Source organism: Variovorax monticola, assembly GCF_051216855.1.
In the GTDB taxonomy this organism is placed as follows: domain Bacteria; phylum Pseudomonadota; class Gammaproteobacteria; order Burkholderiales; family Burkholderiaceae_C; genus Variovorax.
In genome coordinates this window covers 346,225-362,001 of sequence record NZ_JBPJZP010000005.1, presented here as the reverse complement: position 1 = coordinate 362,001, position 15,777 = coordinate 346,225, and the positions used below count along the sequence as shown (strand labels likewise).

At 66.9% G+C, this 15,777-nt stretch carries 19 protein-coding genes; 9 read left to right on the top strand and 10 right to left on the bottom strand.

Going from position 1 to position 15,777, the window contains the following annotated elements; genetic code table 11:
- Positions 1-27 precede the first annotated feature (27 nt).
- Genes recA through ACSFA5_RS19505 form a run of 3 tightly spaced genes read left to right on the top strand, consistent with a single transcriptional unit; the run spans position 28 to position 2,080 of the window.
- Complete coding sequence (recA, locus tag ACSFA5_RS19515; protein ID WP_435445685.1) at positions 28-1,152, top strand: recombinase RecA; 1,125 nt, start codon at positions 28-30, stop codon at positions 1,150-1,152.
- 60 nt (positions 1,153-1,212) lie between these two features.
- Positions 1,213-1,671 carry a recombination regulator RecX gene (recX, locus tag ACSFA5_RS19510; RefSeq protein WP_435445684.1) on the top strand — a complete coding sequence of 153 codons (459 nt, stop codon included), beginning with the start codon at positions 1,213-1,215 and terminating at the stop codon, positions 1,669-1,671.
- Positions 1,655-2,080: an SRPBCC family protein gene (locus tag ACSFA5_RS19505; RefSeq protein WP_435445683.1), complete on the top strand. Its 426-nt coding sequence runs from the start codon at positions 1,655-1,657 to the stop codon at positions 2,078-2,080. Before recX ends, ACSFA5_RS19505 begins: the two co-directional genes overlap by 17 nt.
- A 19-nt stretch (positions 2,081-2,099) precedes the next feature.
- Here the strand turns inward: ACSFA5_RS19505 and ACSFA5_RS19500 are convergent, their stop codons facing one another.
- Genes ACSFA5_RS19500 through ACSFA5_RS19465 form a run of 8 tightly spaced genes read right to left on the bottom strand, consistent with a single transcriptional unit; the run spans position 2,100 to position 8,492 of the window.
- Positions 2,100-3,209, bottom strand: a complete 1,110-nt coding sequence (locus ACSFA5_RS19500) for a mandelate racemase/muconate lactonizing enzyme family protein (protein WP_435445682.1) — start codon at positions 3,207-3,209, stop codon at positions 2,100-2,102.
- A gap of 5 nt (positions 3,210-3,214) precedes the next feature.
- Entirely contained in the window at positions 3,215-4,045 is an 831-nt protein-coding gene (locus ACSFA5_RS19495) for a transporter substrate-binding domain-containing protein (RefSeq protein WP_435445681.1), read from the bottom strand.
- A 53-nt stretch (positions 4,046-4,098) separates the two neighbouring features.
- Complete coding sequence (locus ACSFA5_RS19490; protein WP_435445680.1) at positions 4,099-4,827, bottom strand: amino acid ABC transporter ATP-binding protein; 729 nt, start codon at positions 4,825-4,827, stop codon at positions 4,099-4,101.
- Positions 4,811-5,467, bottom strand: a complete 657-nt coding sequence (locus ACSFA5_RS19485) for an amino acid ABC transporter permease (protein WP_435445679.1) — start codon at positions 5,465-5,467, stop codon at positions 4,811-4,813. The genes ACSFA5_RS19490 and ACSFA5_RS19485 overlap by 17 nt, the downstream gene beginning before the upstream one ends.
- 22 nt (positions 5,468-5,489) lie before the next feature.
- A complete protein-coding gene (locus tag ACSFA5_RS19480; RefSeq protein ID WP_435445678.1) occupies positions 5,490-6,173 on the bottom strand; it encodes an amino acid ABC transporter permease in 684 nt (227 codons plus the stop codon).
- 45 nt (positions 6,174-6,218) lie between these two features.
- Positions 6,219-7,472, bottom strand: coding sequence for a UxaA family hydrolase (locus ACSFA5_RS19475; RefSeq protein WP_435445677.1), 1,254 nt, complete (start codon positions 7,470-7,472; stop codon positions 6,219-6,221).
- A gap of 11 nt (positions 7,473-7,483) precedes the next feature.
- Entirely contained in the window at positions 7,484-7,828 is a 345-nt protein-coding gene (locus ACSFA5_RS19470) for a UxaA family hydrolase (protein WP_435445676.1), read from the bottom strand.
- Positions 7,829-7,835: 7 nt separating this feature from the next.
- The gene (locus ACSFA5_RS19465; RefSeq protein WP_435445675.1) at positions 7,836-8,492 is read right to left on the bottom strand and encodes an RraA family protein; all 657 of its coding nucleotides are present in this window, start codon (positions 8,490-8,492) and stop codon (positions 7,836-7,838) included.
- A 237-nt stretch (positions 8,493-8,729) separates the two neighbouring features.
- Here ACSFA5_RS19465 and ACSFA5_RS19460 point away from each other — a divergent pair, with 237 nt between their 5' ends.
- Positions 8,730-9,500: an SDR family oxidoreductase gene (locus ACSFA5_RS19460; RefSeq protein WP_435445674.1), complete on the top strand. Its 771-nt coding sequence runs from the start codon at positions 8,730-8,732 to the stop codon at positions 9,498-9,500.
- A gap of 10 nt (positions 9,501-9,510) precedes the next feature.
- On the top strand, positions 9,511-10,353 hold the full coding sequence (locus ACSFA5_RS19455; protein WP_435445673.1) for an IclR family transcriptional regulator: 843 nt from the start codon (positions 9,511-9,513) through the stop codon (positions 10,351-10,353).
- A 15-nt stretch (positions 10,354-10,368) separates the two neighbouring features.
- On the opposite strand, the gene yiaA is transcribed toward ACSFA5_RS19455, so the two are convergent.
- On the bottom strand, positions 10,369-10,809 hold the full coding sequence (gene yiaA, locus ACSFA5_RS19450) for an inner membrane protein YiaA (protein WP_435445672.1): 441 nt from the start codon (positions 10,807-10,809) through the stop codon (positions 10,369-10,371).
- 114 nt (positions 10,810-10,923) lie between these two features.
- Between yiaA and ACSFA5_RS19445 the strand changes: the two genes are divergently transcribed.
- Positions 10,924-11,667 carry a hypothetical protein gene (locus tag ACSFA5_RS19445; protein ID WP_435445671.1) on the top strand — a complete coding sequence of 248 codons (744 nt, stop codon included), beginning with the start codon at positions 10,924-10,926 and terminating at the stop codon, positions 11,665-11,667.
- Positions 11,668-11,691: 24 nt separating this feature from the next.
- Here ACSFA5_RS19445 and argC read toward each other — a convergent pair whose 3' ends face one another.
- Positions 11,692-12,615, bottom strand: a complete 924-nt coding sequence (gene argC / locus ACSFA5_RS19440) for an N-acetyl-gamma-glutamyl-phosphate reductase (RefSeq protein WP_435445670.1) — start codon at positions 12,613-12,615, stop codon at positions 11,692-11,694.
- A gap of 226 nt (positions 12,616-12,841) precedes the next feature.
- Between argC and sucC the strand changes: the two genes are divergently transcribed.
- The 3 genes from sucC to ACSFA5_RS19425 all read left to right on the top strand — a co-directional run bounded on the left by sucC (position 12,842) and on the right by ACSFA5_RS19425 (position 15,769).
- Positions 12,842-14,008, top strand: a complete 1,167-nt coding sequence (sucC, locus tag ACSFA5_RS19435) for an ADP-forming succinate--CoA ligase subunit beta (RefSeq protein WP_435445669.1) — start codon at positions 12,842-12,844, stop codon at positions 14,006-14,008.
- Positions 14,009-14,075: 67 nt separating this feature from the next.
- Complete coding sequence (gene sucD, locus ACSFA5_RS19430; protein ID WP_124457755.1) at positions 14,076-14,969, top strand: succinate--CoA ligase subunit alpha; 894 nt, start codon at positions 14,076-14,078, stop codon at positions 14,967-14,969.
- Positions 14,970-15,085: 116 nt separating this feature from the next.
- Positions 15,086-15,769, top strand: coding sequence for a TerC family protein (locus tag ACSFA5_RS19425; RefSeq protein ID WP_116910421.1), 684 nt, complete (start codon positions 15,086-15,088; stop codon positions 15,767-15,769).
- Positions 15,770-15,777 lie beyond the last annotated feature (8 nt).

The window sequence follows — 15,777 nt, the reverse complement described above, 5'->3', positions numbered from 1 at the left end:
ACCGTTGATATTCAAGGAGATTTCCACATGGACGCAGTTGTCAAGGGCGCAAGCATCTCGGTCGCCAACAGTGAAAAGGCCAAGGCCCTGCAGGCCGCGCTGGCACAAATCGAAAAGCAGTTCGGCAAGGGCACGATCATGCGGCTCGGCGAAGGCGAGGCGCTCGAAGACATCCAGGTGGTCTCCACCGGCTCGCTCGGCCTGGACATCGCCCTGGGCGTCGGCGGCCTGCCGCGCGGCCGCGTGATCGAAATCTACGGCCCTGAATCGTCGGGCAAGACCACGCTCACGTTGCAGGTCATCGCCTCCATGCAGAAGCAGGCCGGCACCTGCGCCTTCGTCGACGCCGAGCATGCGCTCGACGTGCAATACGCCCAGAAGCTCGGCGTGAACCTGTCCGACCTGCTGATCAGCCAGCCCGACACCGGCGAGCAGGCGCTCGAAATCGTCGACTCGCTGGTGCGCTCGGGCGCCGTCGACCTGATCGTCATCGACTCGGTCGCCGCGCTCACGCCCAAGGCCGAAATCGAAGGCGAAATGGGCGACTCGCTGCCCGGCCTGCAGGCCCGCCTGATGAGCCAGGCGCTGCGCAAGCTCACCGCCACCATCAAGAAGACCAACTGCATGGTCATCTTCATCAACCAGATCCGCATGAAGATCGGCGTGATGTTCGGCTCGCCCGAAACCACCACCGGCGGCAACGCGCTGAAGTTCTACGCCTCGGTGCGCCTGGACATCCGCCGCATCGGCACCATCAAGAAGGGCGACGAGGCCATCGGCAACGAAACCAAGGTGAAGGTGGTGAAGAACAAGGTGTCGCCTCCGTTCAAGACGGCGGAGTTCGACATTCTGTTCGGCGAGGGCATCAGCCGCGAAGGCGAAGTCATCGACATGGGCGTGACCGCCAAGATCGTCGACAAGTCGGGCGCCTGGTACGCCTACAACGGCGAAAAAATCGGCCAGGGCCGTGACAACGCCCGCGAGTTCCTGCGCGAGAACCCCGAGCTGTCGCGCGAAATCGAGAACAAGGTGCGCGAGTCGCTGGGCATTCCGCTGCTGGCCGCCGACGCCGGCGCCACGCCCGAGAAGCCGCAGAAGGCCGCCAAGGCGGACAAGGCCGAGAAGGCAGACAAGGCCGAGAAGGGCGAATAAGATCCCGCGCGGCTCCGCGGCCTCATGCGGGGCCGCGCGAGCAAGGCCAGGACCCGCCGCATGGCATTCAACGCCCCCTCCCTCAAAGGCCGCGCCCTGCGCCTGCTGAGCCAGCGCGAGCATTCGCGCCTGGAACTGGAGCGCAAGCTCGCGAAGCACGAAGAAGAGCCCGGCACGCTGGCCAAGGCGCTCGACGAACTGACCGCGAAAGACTTCATCAGCGAACTGCGCGTGGTGGCCTCGGTGCTGAACCAGCGCGCGGCCCGCTCCGGCGCGCTGCGGGTGCGGCAGGAGCTGCAGGCCAAGGGCATCGCGCCCGAGGCCATCGCCGAGGCGGTGGCCGGCTTGCAGGCCACGGAAGTCGAACGCGCTACGGCCCTGTGGCGCCGCCGCTTCGACGCGCCGCCCGCCGATGCGAAGGAGCGGGCGAAGCAGATGCGGTTCCTGATGGCGCGCGGTTTTTCCGGCGCCGTCGTGTCCAAGGTACTCAGGAGCGATTTCGATGAAAACGACGAATGAAGACCACGCCGCGCCCTCGCGCGTCGTCACGCAGCGCGTGCAGTGCGAATGGCGCCGCGCCTATGTGCTCGCGGCCGACCCGAAGCGCCTGCCCGACTGGGCCAGCGGCCTCGCGAAGAGCGCGCTGGTGCCGCACGGCGACCACTGGACCGTGCGCACGCCCGAAAGCGGCGACGCCCGCATGCGCTTCGCGCCGCGCAACGACTTCGGCGTGCTCGACCACTGGGTCGCGCCCGAAGGCGTGCCCGAGGTCTACCTGCCGTTTCGCGTGATCGGCGTCGCACCCGACATCTGCGAGTTGCAGTTCACGCTGTTGCGCCAGCCGCACATGGACGACGCGGCCTTCGAGCGCGATGCGCAGTGGATCGCGCGCGACCTGCTGGCGCTGCGCAATCTGCTGGAAGCCTGAGCCAGGCGGCGGGGCTTCTTCAGCCGCGCACCACGATCGGCGCGAACTTGCGCCGCGCCTTCAGCTGGTCCGCATCCCACTCGATGCCCAGGCCCGGCGTCTCCGGCGCCACTGCATGGCCGCCCTCGATGCGCAGGCGGCTCGTCGTCAGGTCGTCGAGTTGCGGGATGTACTCCACCCAGCGCGCATTCGGCACCGCCGCGCACAGGCTCACGTGCAGCTCCATCAGGAAGTGCGGGCACATCGCGATGTTGTGCGCCTCGGCCAGGTGCGCGATCTTCAGCCACGGCGTGATGCCGCCCACGCGCGCCACGTCGGCCTGCACGATGGAGCAGGCGCCCTGCTGGATGTATTCCGCGAACTGCGAGGGGTGGTACATCGACTCGCCCACCGCGATCGGCACGCTGGTGCTGGCCAGCAGCTGCGCATGCCCGCGCACGTGCTCGGCCGGCATCGGCTCCTCGAACCATGCGAGGTCGAGCGGTGCGTACTGGCGCGCGCGGCGAATGGCCTCGGCCACGGTGAAGCTTTGGTTGGCGTCCACCATCAGCTCGAAGCCAGGGCCTACCGCTTCGCGCACGGCCGACAGGCGCGCGATGTCCTGCGCCACATGCGGCTTGCCGACCTTGATCTTCGCGCCCAGAAAGCCGTCTGCCTTGGCGGCCAGCGTCTGCTCGACGAGCTGCGCCGGCTCGATGTGCAGCCAGCCGCCTTCGGTCGTGTAGACCGGCACGCGCGGCTGCGCACCGCCGGCCAGGCGCCACAGCGGCAGGCCCGCCGCGCGCGCATTGCGGTCCCACAGCGCGGTGTCGATGGCCGCCAGCGCCAGGCTCGTGATGGCGCCCACGGCGGTGGCGTGCGTGTGAAAGAACAGGTCGCGCCAGATGGCCTCGTACTGCTGCGGGTCGCGCCCGATCAGGCGCGGCACCAGGTGGTCTTGCAAGAGCGCCACGATGGACGAGCCGCCCGTGCCGATGGTGTACGTGTAGCCCGTGCCCGCCGAGCCGTCGTCGCAGCGCACGGTGACCATCACCGTCTCCTGCGTCACGAAGGACTGGATGGCGTCGGTGCGCTTGACCTTGGGCGCAATGTCGATCTGCGCGATCTCTACCTGCTCGATCTTCGCCATCGTGCTCAAGCTCCGTTGCGCGTCACGTCCGCGGGCAGGTCGGCGCCGTGGAACTTCTTGTAGATGGTGTTGAGCTCGCCGCTCTTGAGCTGCGCCTTCACGAACTCGTCGAGCTTGGCCTTCAGGCGCGGCTCGTTCTTGCGCATGCCGATGGCCAGGAAGTTGACCTTCATGGTGAACTTCGGCTCCATCTGCTTGGCCGGGTTTTTCTCGTTGATGGTCTTCAGCAGCGGCGGCGCGGTCGCGAAGATGTCGGCCTGCCCGCTCACCACGGCGGTGATGGAGGTGGCGTCGTCGTCGAAGCGAATCACCTGCGCGCCGGCCGGCAGCACCTTGGTGAGCTCCTGGTCGTTGGTGGTGCCGCGCGTGGCAATCACTTTCTTGCCGGCCAGGTCGGCGGGGCCGGTGATGGTCATGCTCTTGGGCGCGCCGACCACGGCCAGGATGGCGGCGTAGGGCACCGAGAAGTCGACCACCTTCTCGCGCTCCGGCGTCACCGACATGCTGGAGATGACGATGTCGGCCTTGTCGGTCTGCAAAAACGGAATGCGGTTGGCACCGGTGGTGGGCACGATCTCGAGCTCCAGGCCCAGGCTCTTCGCCAGCAGGCGCGCGGTCTCGACGTCGGAGCCGGTGGCGTTGAGCTTCTCGTCCTTCAGGCCGTACGGCGGCACCGCGAGGTCGATGGCGATGCGGATCTTCTTGGCGGCGGTGATGGTGTCGAGCTGGTCGGCGTGCGCCGAGGCGCTGGTGAAAGTCGCAAAGGCCAGCGGAAGGGCCAGCATGAGGGCCGAGAGCAGTGCGCCGCGGCGCTTGAACGAGGGGGAACGGGTCATCGAATGTCTCCTGGAGTTGGGGGTCGAGAAAGAGGAATGAGAAGGGCGGCGGCTCAAAGCCCGGTGCCGATGAACTGGCGCAGCTCGGCCGTCTGCGGGTTGCCGAGGATGCTGGCGTCGCCCTGCTCCCACACCAGCCCCTGGTGCATGTAGATGACCTTGTCGGCCACGCCGCGCGCGAATGCCATCTCGTGCGTGACGAGGATCATGGTCATGCCCTCGGCCGCGAGCTTCTCCATCACCTTGAGCACCTCGCCGGTGAGCTGCGGGTCGAGCGCGGAGGTGACTTCGTCGAACAGCATCAGCTTGGGCTTCATCGCGAGCGAGCGCGCAATGGCCACGCGCTGCTGCTGGCCGCCGGAGAGCTGCTCGGGGTAGGCGTCGGCCTTCTCGGCCAGGCCCACGCGCTCGAGCACTTCCATGGCGATGGCGTCGGCCTGCGCGCCGCTCATCTTCTTCACCGACCTGGGCGCGAGCGTGATGTTCTGCTTCACCGTGAGATGCGGGAACAGGTTGTAGCTCTGGAACACGATGCCCACGTCCTGGCGCAGGTCGCGCAGGTTCAGTGCCGTGTCGTGGACCGCGTGGCCGCAGCACTGGATGGTGCCGCTGTCGATGGTCTCCAGCCGGTCGATGCAGCGCAGCGCCGTGCTCTTGCCCGAGCCGCTCTGGCCGATGATGGCCACCACCTGGCCGCGCGCGACCGAGAACGACACGCCCTTCAGCACATGCAGCTTGCCGAAGTGCTTGTGGACTTCGTTGAGTTCAACCACGGGCTGCATTGAGCTTCCTTTCAAGGGCGCGACTCCATCGCGAGAGCGGATAACAAAGAATGAAATACAGCACCACCGCGCACCCGAAATACAGGAAGGGCTGGAACGTCGAGTTGTTCAGCACCTTGGCGTTGTACGAAAGCTCGGCATAGCCGACCACCAGCGATGCGATCGAGGTGTTCTTGATGATCTGCACCATGAAGCCCACGGTGGGCGGCGTCGCGATGCGCAGCGCCTGCGGCAGGATCACGCGTCGCATGCGCTCCCAGCGCGTGAGCGCCAGGCATTCGGCGGCCTCCCACTGGCTGCGCGGCACCGACTGGATGCAGCCGCGCCAGATCTCGCCGAGAAAGGCGCTCGCATAGATGGTGATGGCCAGCGCCGCCGCGGCGAGCGCGGGCACCGAGCCGATGCCCGCGATGTTGGGCCCGAAGAAGCACACGCCGATGAGCACCAGCAGCGGCGTGCCCTGCACGACCTGGATGTAGCCCGCGGCGGCCACGCGCACCGCCTTGATCGGCGAGACGCGCGCCAGCGCCACGGCCAGCCCGATGAGTCCGCCGCCCACGAACGCGAGCGCCGAGAGCTGCACCGTGCCCCATGCGCCCATCAACAGGAAGCCGAAGTGATCGATTGGCATGAAGGTCATGTCGAAGCCTCTTTCGCCCGGCTCACAGCGGTGTGCCCAGCTTGCGCCGGCGCGGGAAGATCAGCAGGCCCAGCAGCCAGAAGCCCAGGCGCATGGCGTACGACAGCGCCAGGTACACCACCCACAGCACGATGAAGATCTCGAAGTTGCGGAAGGTGTCCGACTGGATGCGGTTGGCCACGCCGAACAGCTCTTCCGCGCCGATCGACGACATGATGCTGGAGGCCAGCATCAGCAGCACGAACTGGCTGGCCAGTGCCGGGTAGACGCGCTCCACCGCGGGCCGCAATATCACGTGCCAGAACACCTGCAGCTTCGACAGGCCCAGGCACTGCGCCGCTTCGAGCTGGCCCTTGTGGACCGACTCGATGCCCGCGCGGATGATCTCGCAGCTGTAGGCGCCGATGTTCACCACCAGCGCCAGCACCGCGCCCACCATGATCGGCATCGTCACGCCCGCGCTGGACAGGCCGAAGATGAGAAAGTAGCTCTGGATCAGCAGTGGCGTGTTGCGCACCGCCTCCACGTAGCCGCCCGTGAGGTTGCGCAGCCAGCCGCGGCGGGCGTTGCGGCCCAGCGCGCAGACCGTGCCCAGCGCGAAGCCCAGCACGGTGGCAAGAAAGGACAGCTGCACGGTGGCCCATGCGCCCTCGAGCAGCAGGGGCCACTGTGCGAGCACGGGCGCGAAGTCGAACTGGTAGTTCAAGGATGGGGGCTCCGGAAGGCCAGGAAAAAGGCGGGCGTGCGGTGCCTACGCCGCGTGCGCGACGCGAGCCAATTGCGCGATCGGCAGGCACGCGGGCCCGATCGGTTCGAAGGCCTTGTAGGTCAGGATGAATTCGCGATGCCCCAGCGCCTCGGACTTGCTGGCCGCGCCGTTCGCCACGCTGCGCACTGCATCGAAAATTTCCTGCCCCACCTCCTGCAGCGTGCCGCGCCCTTCGAGAATGCGGCCGGCGTCGACGTCCATGTCCTCGCCGAGCTGGCGGTAGGTGTCGGGGTTGGCACAGACCTTGATGACGGGCGACACCGCCGAGCCCACCACCGAGCCGCGCCCGGTGGTGAACAGGATCAGGTGCGCGCCGCAGGCGATGAGCTCGACGATTTCCGCGTTGTCGCTGATGTTCGGAAAGCCGAAGCGCGGCTCGCCGTCGGGCACCACGTCCAGCAGGTAGAGGCCGGGCTGCGTGGGCACGTCGCCGGGCTTCACGATGCCGTTGATGGGCGAGGCGCCGCTCTTGGCGTACGCGCCGAGCGACTTCTCCTCGATGGTCGAGAGGCCGCCATCCGCGTTCCCCGGTGCAAAGCTGCCGTGGCCCATGGTGCTGTAGTAGCGCGCCGCCTTGTTCACGCACGCGACGATGGCCTCGCCCAGCTCGGGTGTGGCGGCGCGGCGCTGCATGTGGAACTCGCAGCCGATCAGCTCGCCGGTTTCCTCGAAGATGCAGCGCGCGTTTTGCTCGATCAGCAGGTCGAAGGCGCGGCCCACGGCCGGGTTGGCGGTGATGCCGCTGGTGCCGTCGGAGCCGCCGCAGATGGTGCCCACCACCAGCTCGCTCAGGTCCATGGGCACGCGCTGCTGCTGCGCGAGTTCGGCCAGCGCCCACTGCACCCATTGCGTGCCTTCGCGGATGGTGCTGCGCGTGCCGCCCTTCTGCTGGATGGTGAGCGTGTGCACCGGCCGGCCCGAGGCCGCCACGGCTTCTTCGAGCTTGCGCTTGTTCATGCTCTCGCAGCCCAGCGAGATGAGCAGCGTCGCGCCCACGTTGGGGTGCGTGGCAATCGCCTGCATCATGCGTTCGGCGTATTCGTTCGGATAGCAGCCGGGAAAGCCCACGAGGTGCACTTCGGATTCGCCGTCCTGCTGGCGAAAGTCGAGCGTGATCTCGCGCGCCACGTGGTGCGCGCACTCGACGAGGTAGGCCACGACCACCACGTTGCGGATGCCCTTGCGGCCGTCGGCACGCGGGAAGCCCTGGAGCTGGAGCGGGTGGGGTGCGTTCATGCGGGGGCGTCTCAGGCGTGGCCGACGAAGGTCTTGCCTTCGTCCAGCGTGTAGGTGGGCGTGTAGTCGCTGTCGAGGTTGTGCGTGTGGATGTGCGCGCCGGCCTCGACCGGCGTCCGCAGGCTGCCGATGACGGCGTCGTACTTGCGCACCTTCTGTCCGGCAGCGATGGCATGGCGCGCGAGCTTGTGGCCCAGGCCGATGTCCTTGGCCAATGTCACGGTGCCGCCTTCGAGCTGCACGGCGGTGCCGGCGGCCAGGTGGGTGCAGGCGACCAGGCAGTTGTCGGCCGGCGAGAGCAGCACCAGCCGGGCGTCGATGGCGGGCGTGGATGGCGGGGGGGACGTGTCGGGCATCCGGCGCTCAGAACTTGCGGTACTTCAGGTAGGCCTCTTGCGGATCGGTGCCCGCGAGGATGGCCGTGCGCACGAGGTTCTCGCGGCCCATCATGTGCTCGGCCTCGGTGACGATGGCCTCGGCCTGCGCCAGCGGCACGCAGATCACGCCGTCGGTGTCGGCCAGCAGCAGGTCGCCGGGGTTCACCGTGACCTCGCCGATGCGCACCGGCACGTCCATCGCGTCGGGCAGCCAGTAGCCCACGATGTCGCGCGGCGTGAAGTAGCGGTGCCACACTTGGAAGCCCTGCCGCAGGATGAATTCGGCGTCGCGCACGCCGCCGTCGGCAATCACGCCCAGCACGCCCTTGCGGCCCAGCGTCTCGGCCGAGAGCTCGCCCATGTGCGACACGGTCGAGTCGTTGGGCTGGATCACGGCGATGTGGCCGGGCCTGGCGCGCGAGAGAAAGCCGGTCCAGGCCATCAGCGTCTCGTGCGGATCAGCCGTGGGGTCGACGCGGCCGTTCACGGTGAAGGCCGGGCCGCACAGCTTCTGGCCGGCGATCAGCGGGCGCAGCGTGGGCGGCAGGGTGAAGTCGCGCAGGCCGGCCGCGCGCATCACGTCGTGAAGGATGCCGGTGTAGCAGGCTTGCAGGCGAGGGAGCAGCGCGGGATCGTGGGGCATGGCGACTTTCGTTTTCTTAGATGAAACTACTTTTCATGAATAAGGTTAGCAGTGGCGTCTGCAATTGCCGCTGGGGTTTGCGCCAGTTCGAGGGTAATCACCAATGAATTGGCAGCGCGATGCGGGTTTGTGAGGAGTGATGGCCATGGAGATGTCGCGTATATTTAATTTCATCAGTGAAACTGTTATTTCACTTGTGCATTCAACGACCGACATCTCACTCAAGGACATTGCGCAATGACTTCACGCGTGCAGGGAAAGAACATCCTCGTCACCGCCGCCGGCAAGGGCATCGGCCGCGCCAGTGCGCTGGCGCTGGCGCGCGAAGGCGGCACCGTGTGGGCCACCGACGTGGACGAGGCGGCGCTGGCCGAACTGGCCGCGCTGGCCCGCGAGGAAGGCCTGTCGGGCCTGAAGACCGCCACGCTCAACGTGCGCGACAGCGCCGCGCTGCAGGCCTTCGCGCAAACCTCGGGCCGGCTCGACGTGCTGTTCAACTGCGCCGGCTTCGTGCACAGCGGCAACATCCTGGCCTGCGAGGAGGCCGACTGGGACTTCAGCATGGACCTGAACGCGAAGTCGATGTACCGCACCATCCGCGCCTTCCTGCCGGCGATGCTGGAGCGCGGCGGCTCGATCATCAACATGGCCTCGGCGGCGTCGAGCGTGAAGGGCGTGCCCAACCGCTTCGTCTACGGCGCCTCGAAGGCGGCGGTGATCGGCCTGACCAAGGCGGTGGCGGCCGACTTCATCCAGCAGGGCGTGCGCTGCAACGCCATCTGCCCGGGCACGGTCGAGTCGCCGTCGCTGCGCGACCGCATCGCGGCGCAGGCCGAGCAGGCCGGCGCCGACGAGGCCACGGTGCGCGCCGCCTTCGTGGCGCGCCAGCCGCTGGGGCGCGTCGGCAAGCCGGAGGAAATTGCCGCGCTGGTGGTCTACCTGGCGTCCGACGAGTCGGCCTTCACCACCGGCGCGGTCCATATGATCGACGGTGGATGGTCGAACTGAGCAGGGAACAATGAAGCAAGCACCAGCGCCGGAAGAACAACAGGGTCAGGACGAGGTCGTGCCGGAAGGCGAGGGCGCGCTGCGCTACGCGGCGCCGGCGCTCGAGAAGGGGCTGGACATCCTGGAGGCGCTGGCCGACAGCCCCGGGGGCTACACGCTCAACGAGCTGGCGCAGAAGGTGGGCCGCAAGGTCAGCGAGATCTTCCGCATGGCCGTGACGCTGCAGCGGCGTGGCTACGTGCAGGTCGACGAGAACGACCGCTACACGCTCACGCTGCGCATGTTCGAGCTGGCGCACCGCCAGCAGCCGCTGAAAAGCCTGGTGAGCGCGGCGCTGCCGCTCTTGCGCGAGCTGGCCAACCGGGCGCGCCAGTCGTGCCACCTGACCATGTACCAGGGCGGGCGCGTGGTCGTCATCGCGCAGGTCGAGAGCCCGGAGCGCTGGTCGTTCGGCCTCAAGGTGGGCGTGGTGATGGGGCTGACGGACACCTCGTCGGGCCACGTGCTGCTGGCGTTTCGCGACGAGATCGACCGCGCCCGCATGCTGCGTGCCCACATCGGCGTGGAAGGCGAACTCGACATGGACCCGGGCGAGCTGTTCGCCATTCTTCAGGAGGTGCGCGCGCGCGGCTACTCGGCCATGCCGAGCCAGCAGACGCGCGGCATCACCAACATCGCGTACCCGGTGATGGGCGCGGCCGACCATGTGATCGCGTCGATCAACGTGCCGTACATCGAGCGCATCGACCAGAAGTCGGCGCCCGACGCGGTGCAGGTGCGCGGCATCGTCGGCAACATCGCGGCGCGGCTGTCGGCGCTGATGGGCGCCAGCGGCTACAACGACAACGAGTAGCGGCGGGCCCCGGCTTCAGCCCGCGTCGGGGACGTCGTCGATCGACGGGTTGTCGTTCTTGTGCGCGGCGATGTCGCGCACGTTCTTCTGCACCGCCACCCCGCCGAACAGGCTCAGCAGGAAGGCCATGGCGTAGAAGCCCTTTTCGCTGGCGGCCAGCGTGGCGTTGAACAGGCCGACGGCGAGCAGGGCGACCGACAGCAGCAGCGAAACCCAGCACAGGCCGTAGTAGATGCCGGTGACCGAGGTGCCTTCGAGGCGGTCGCGCACTGTCTTCTGCAGCGACACGGCCGAGAACAGGCCGTACATGAGGATGGTGAAGTAGTAGCCCTTTTCGTTGAGCTGCATCGAGGCGTTCCACAGCCCGAGCAGGTAGACGATGGCGCCGATGATCAGCGCGGCCCAGGATGCGGCGACAAATGCGCCGGTCGGTTTCTGAAATTTGACTGCTGCCATGGCGATCCTCCTCGTTGTGATGTGGGCGGATTATGGTGTTGGATGCCGATGGCATGATCGGCCGCGACCGGCCTCGTGCGAGGCGGCGTGAAAAAAAACCGGAGGAGCTTTCCAATGTCTACAGAACCCGCAGGCCAGCCGTCGCTCGTGCGCACCGGCGCCAAGGCCGGCCTGGCCTTCGCCGGCTCGGTCATCAAGGGCAGCCTGCTCGGCCTGGTGCTGGGCGGCGGCGTTTTCTTCTTCTACTTGAGCCAGCTGAACGGGCCGGGCAATGTCGCGGCGCGGGCGGGCGGGGCGGGCGCCATCGTGGCGCTGATCACCACGCCTTCGGTGCTGGTGGCGGTGTTGCTGCTGTTGTTCGTCGCCGTCTACGCGATGCTTGGCGTGGCACAGGGCCGCGCCCGCGCGATGCAGCACCTGGTGGCGGCACGCGGCGAGGCGGTGTCGCAGCGGCTGGCCGGCGCGATCGCCGGGCGCATCGAGGCGATGCCGCGCGCCCATGGCACGCTGCACCGCGCGGCGGATTGGCTGTCGGCCGACGCCCTGAGCAAGCAGCTCGCGCCCGTGCTGGGCGAGGGCAGGGCGGTGCGTTCGGTGGTGGGCTTTGTGCTCGACCGGCTGCCGCTGGGCGACATGATGGCCGAGTGGCAGGAAAGCCGGGCTGCGCACGGGGAGCCGCTCGTTTGGCCCGAAGGCCAGGGGCAGGGCCCGGTGCAAGACCCGGCGCTGCGCGCGCTGCTCTCGCGCCGCATCAACGAAACCCTGCAGGAAATGGCAGAGCCCTCGCGCACGCCGCTGTACATCGCGCTGGGCGCGCATGCGGCGTTGCTGGGCGTGGGGATGTGGCTCGTCAACTGAGCCCGGGGAAGCGAAGCGTGGCGCTCAGAGCGCCAGCATCAGCTTCAGGTTCTGCACCGCGGCGCCGCTGGCGCCCTTGCCCAGGTTGTCCAGGCGGGCGATGACCACGGCATGGTGGTGGTCCTCGTTCGGGAACACGCGGATCTCGAGCTCGTTGGTGTCGTTGAGCGCCTGCGGCTCGAGCTTGCCGTCGTCGGTGGGCGGCAGCACCTTCACGAACCGCTCGGGCGTGTTGCTTTTCGCGTAGTGCGCGGCCAGCGCCTCTTGCAGGTCGGCGGCCTTGGGCTTGCCGGGCAGCAGGTCGAGGTGCAGAGGCAACTGCACCAGCATGCCCTGCTTGAAATTGCCCACCGACGGAATGAAGACCGGGCGGCGGGTGAGGCCCGTGTAGGCCATGATTTCAGGAATGTGCTTGTGCTTCAGTCCCAGCGCGTAGGTCTCGAACAGGGGCGCCTCGCCCTTTTCGTAGGCCTCGATCATGGGCCGGCCGCCGCCCGAGTAGCCGCTCACGGAGGGCAGCGAAATCGCAAAGTCGACCGGCAGGATGCCCGCGTCGACCAGCGGGCGCACCATGGCGATGGCGCCGGTGGCGTAGCAGCCGGGGTTGCCCACGCGGTCGGCCTTGGCCACGGCCTGCCAGTGGCCTTCGGCCAATTCGGGAAAGCCGAACACCCACCCCGGTGCGATGCGGTGCGCCGTGGAGGCGTCGATGATCTTCGGCTTCCTGCCCGGCAGCTGGTCGATCAGCGCCACCGATTCGCGCGCCGCGTCGTCGTGCAGGCACAGCACCACCAGGTCGACGCCGGCCATCAGGTCGCGCTTGGCGTTGATGTCCTTTCGCAACTCGGGCGCGATGCTCACGAGTTCGATCTGCGGCATCGTCTGGAGCCGCTCGCGAATCTGCAGGCCGGTGGTACCGGCTTCGCCGTCGATGAAAACCTTGGCCATGGTGGAGTGCTCTGTGTTCCGGGGGGAGGGGGTCTAGAGGGATCTAGAAGAAAGTACGTATTGACCGCAACCCCACGTACAGTATTGGTGCGGCGCACCATGATACAGTCCGCGGTTGTTCGCCGCCCCCAGCCGTCAGGCTGCCGTCGCCCGCGAGCAACAGAGCAAAAACACTCTCACCCGCAGATTCCCGTTCTCAACCTCCTCCTTCCGAGAGACATCCCTCATGAAGATTCACGAGTACCAAGGCAAGGAAATCCTTGCCAAGTTCGGCGTGCCAGTGCCGCGCGGCATTCCGGCCTACACGGTCCAGGAGGCGGTCGAAGCCGCCCAGAAACTTGGGGGCCCGGTCTGGGTCATCAAGGCCCAGATTCACGCGGGTGGCCGCGGCAAGGGCGGTGGCGTCAAGGTCGCCAAGACCATCGAAGACGTCAAGAAGCTCGCCGGTGAAATCCTCGGCATGCAACTCAAGACGCACCAGACCGGCCCCGAAGGCCAGAAGGTTCGCCGCCTGTACATCGAAGACGGCGCCGACATCAACAAGGAATACTACATTTCCGCCGTGACCGACCGCGCCACCCAGAAGGTGGCGTTCATCGCTTCGAGCGAAGGCGGCATGGACATCGAGGAAGTGGCCCACTCCTCGCCGGAAAAGATCATCACGGTGTTCGCAGACCCCGAAAAGGGCCTGACCGACGAACAGGCCAAGCAGATCTCCGACGGCATCGGCATGCCGGCCGACTCGACCGCGCAAACGGTCGACATCCTGAAGAAGCTCTACACCTGCTACATGGAGACGGACGCCTCGCTGGTCGAGATCAACCCGCTCAACCGTGACAGCAAGGGCAACGTCCTGGCGCTGGACGCCAAGTTCAACTTCGACAGCAACGCGCTGTTCCGCCACCCCGAAATCGTGGCCCTGCGCGACCTCGACGAAGAAGACGCGGCCGAAGTCGAAGCCTCCAAGTTCGACCTGGCCTACATCTCGCTGGACGGCAACATCGGCTGCCTGGTGAACGGTGCCGGCCTGGCCATGGCCACCATGGACACCATCAAGCTGTTCGGCGGCGAGCCGGCCAACTTCCTGGACGTGGGCGGCGGCGCCACCCCCGAGAAGGTCACCGAAGCCTTCAAGATCATGCTGAAGAACAAGAACGTGGAAGCCATCCTCGTGAACATCTTCGGCGGCATCATGAAGTGCGACACCATCGCCACCGGCGTGATCGCGGCCTGCAAGGCCGTGAACCTGCAAGTGCCGCTGGTCGTGCGCATGAAGGGCACCAACGAAGTCGAAGGCAAGAAGCTGCTGGCCGATTCGGGCCTGCCGATCATCAGCGCCGACACCATGGCGGACGCGGCCCAGAAGGTCGTGGCAGCGGTCAAGAAATCTTGAGGCCTTGCGGGACAGACCGCAGGCCGCGCAGCGGACCAGCTCTGTCCTCAACTGATTAGGAAAAAGCATGTCGATCTACATCAACAAAGACACCAAAGTCATCACGCAAGGCATTACCGGCAAGACCGGTCAATTCCACACCGAGAAGTGCCAGGAATACGCGAACGGCAAGAACGCCTTCGTGGCCGGCGTGAACCCGAAGAAGGCCGGCGAGTCGATCTTCAACATCCCGATCTTCGGTTCGGTGAAGGAAGCCGCTTCGCAGACCGGCGCCACCGTGTCGGTGATCTACGTGCCGCCGGCAGGCGCCGCGGCCGCCATCTGGGAAGCCGTCGAGGCCGACCTGGACCTGGCGATCTGCATCACCGAAGGCATTCCGGTTCGCGACATGCTCGAAGTGCGCAACAAGATGAAGGCCAAGGAAGCGGCCGGCGGCAAGAAGACCTTGCTGCTGGGCCCCAACTGCCCCGGCCTCATCACGCCCGACGAAATCAAGATCGGCATCATGCCCGGCCACATCCACCGCAAGGGCCGCATCGGCGTGGTTTCGCGCTCGGGCACGCTGACGTACGAAGCCGTGGCTCAACTGACGGAAATCGGCCTGGGCCAATCGTCGGCAGTCGGCATTGGCGGCGACCCGATCAACGGCCTGAAGCACATCGACGTGATGAAGGCCTTCAACGACGATCCGGACACCGATGCGGTCATCATGATCGGCGAAATCGGCGGCCCCGACGAGGCCGACGCGGCCCGCTGGTGCAAGGAACACATGAAGAAGCCGGTCGTCGGCTTCATCGCCGGTGTCACCGCCCCTCCCGGCAAGCGCATGGGCCACGCCGGCGCGCTGATCTCGGGCGGCGCCGACACGGCCGATGCCAAGCTCGCCATCATGGAAGAGTGCGGCTTCACCGTGACGCGCAACTTCTCCGAACTGGCCAAGCTGCTCAAGGCACGCCTGTAAGAAACGGACCCCCGGCCGCGGCTTGCGGCCGGACCCAGAGGACCACGCAGAAACAAAAAGCGCCCGCACTCGATTGCGGGCGCTTTTTTCAAATAAAACACAGTGGGATCAGAGACATGGAACTCCTTCAAAGCACAGATTTCTGGATAGGTCTGCTCAAGATCGTCTGGATCAACATCATCCTGTCGGGCGACAACGCCGTGGTGATCGCCATGGCGGCGCGCTCGCTGCCGCCCGCACAGCAGAAAAAGGCCGTGATGTTCGGCTCGGGCGCGGCCGTGGTGCTGCGCATCGTGCTCACGGTGGTGGCGGCCAAGCTGCTGGCGCTGCCTTTCCTGCAGATCGTGGGCGGCCTGCTGCTGCTGTGGATCGGCACGCAACTGCTCAGCGGCGACGACGAGGGCGAGGGCGAATCCAAGGAATACGGCAGCATGATGGTCGCCGTGCGCACCATCCTGCTGGCCGACCTGGTGATGAGCCTGGACAACGTCATTGCCGTGGCCGCCGCCGCGCAGGGCAGCATGGTGCTGCTGGTGCTGGGCCTGGCGATCAGTATTCCCTTGGTCATTTTCGGCAGCACCCTCATGATCAAGCTCATGGAACGCTTCCCGATCATCGTCATGCTGGGCGCCGCGCTGATCGGCTGGGTCGGCGGCGAAACCATCGTGAGCGACGTGGCGCTGCGCGACACGCTCGCGGCCAACCCCTGGCTGCACTACGCGGCCGCGGCCGCCGGTGCCCTGTTCGTCGTGGCCGTCGGCCGCCTGTTGCAACGGCGCGCGCACGCCGCGGCACACTGAGTCTCAGA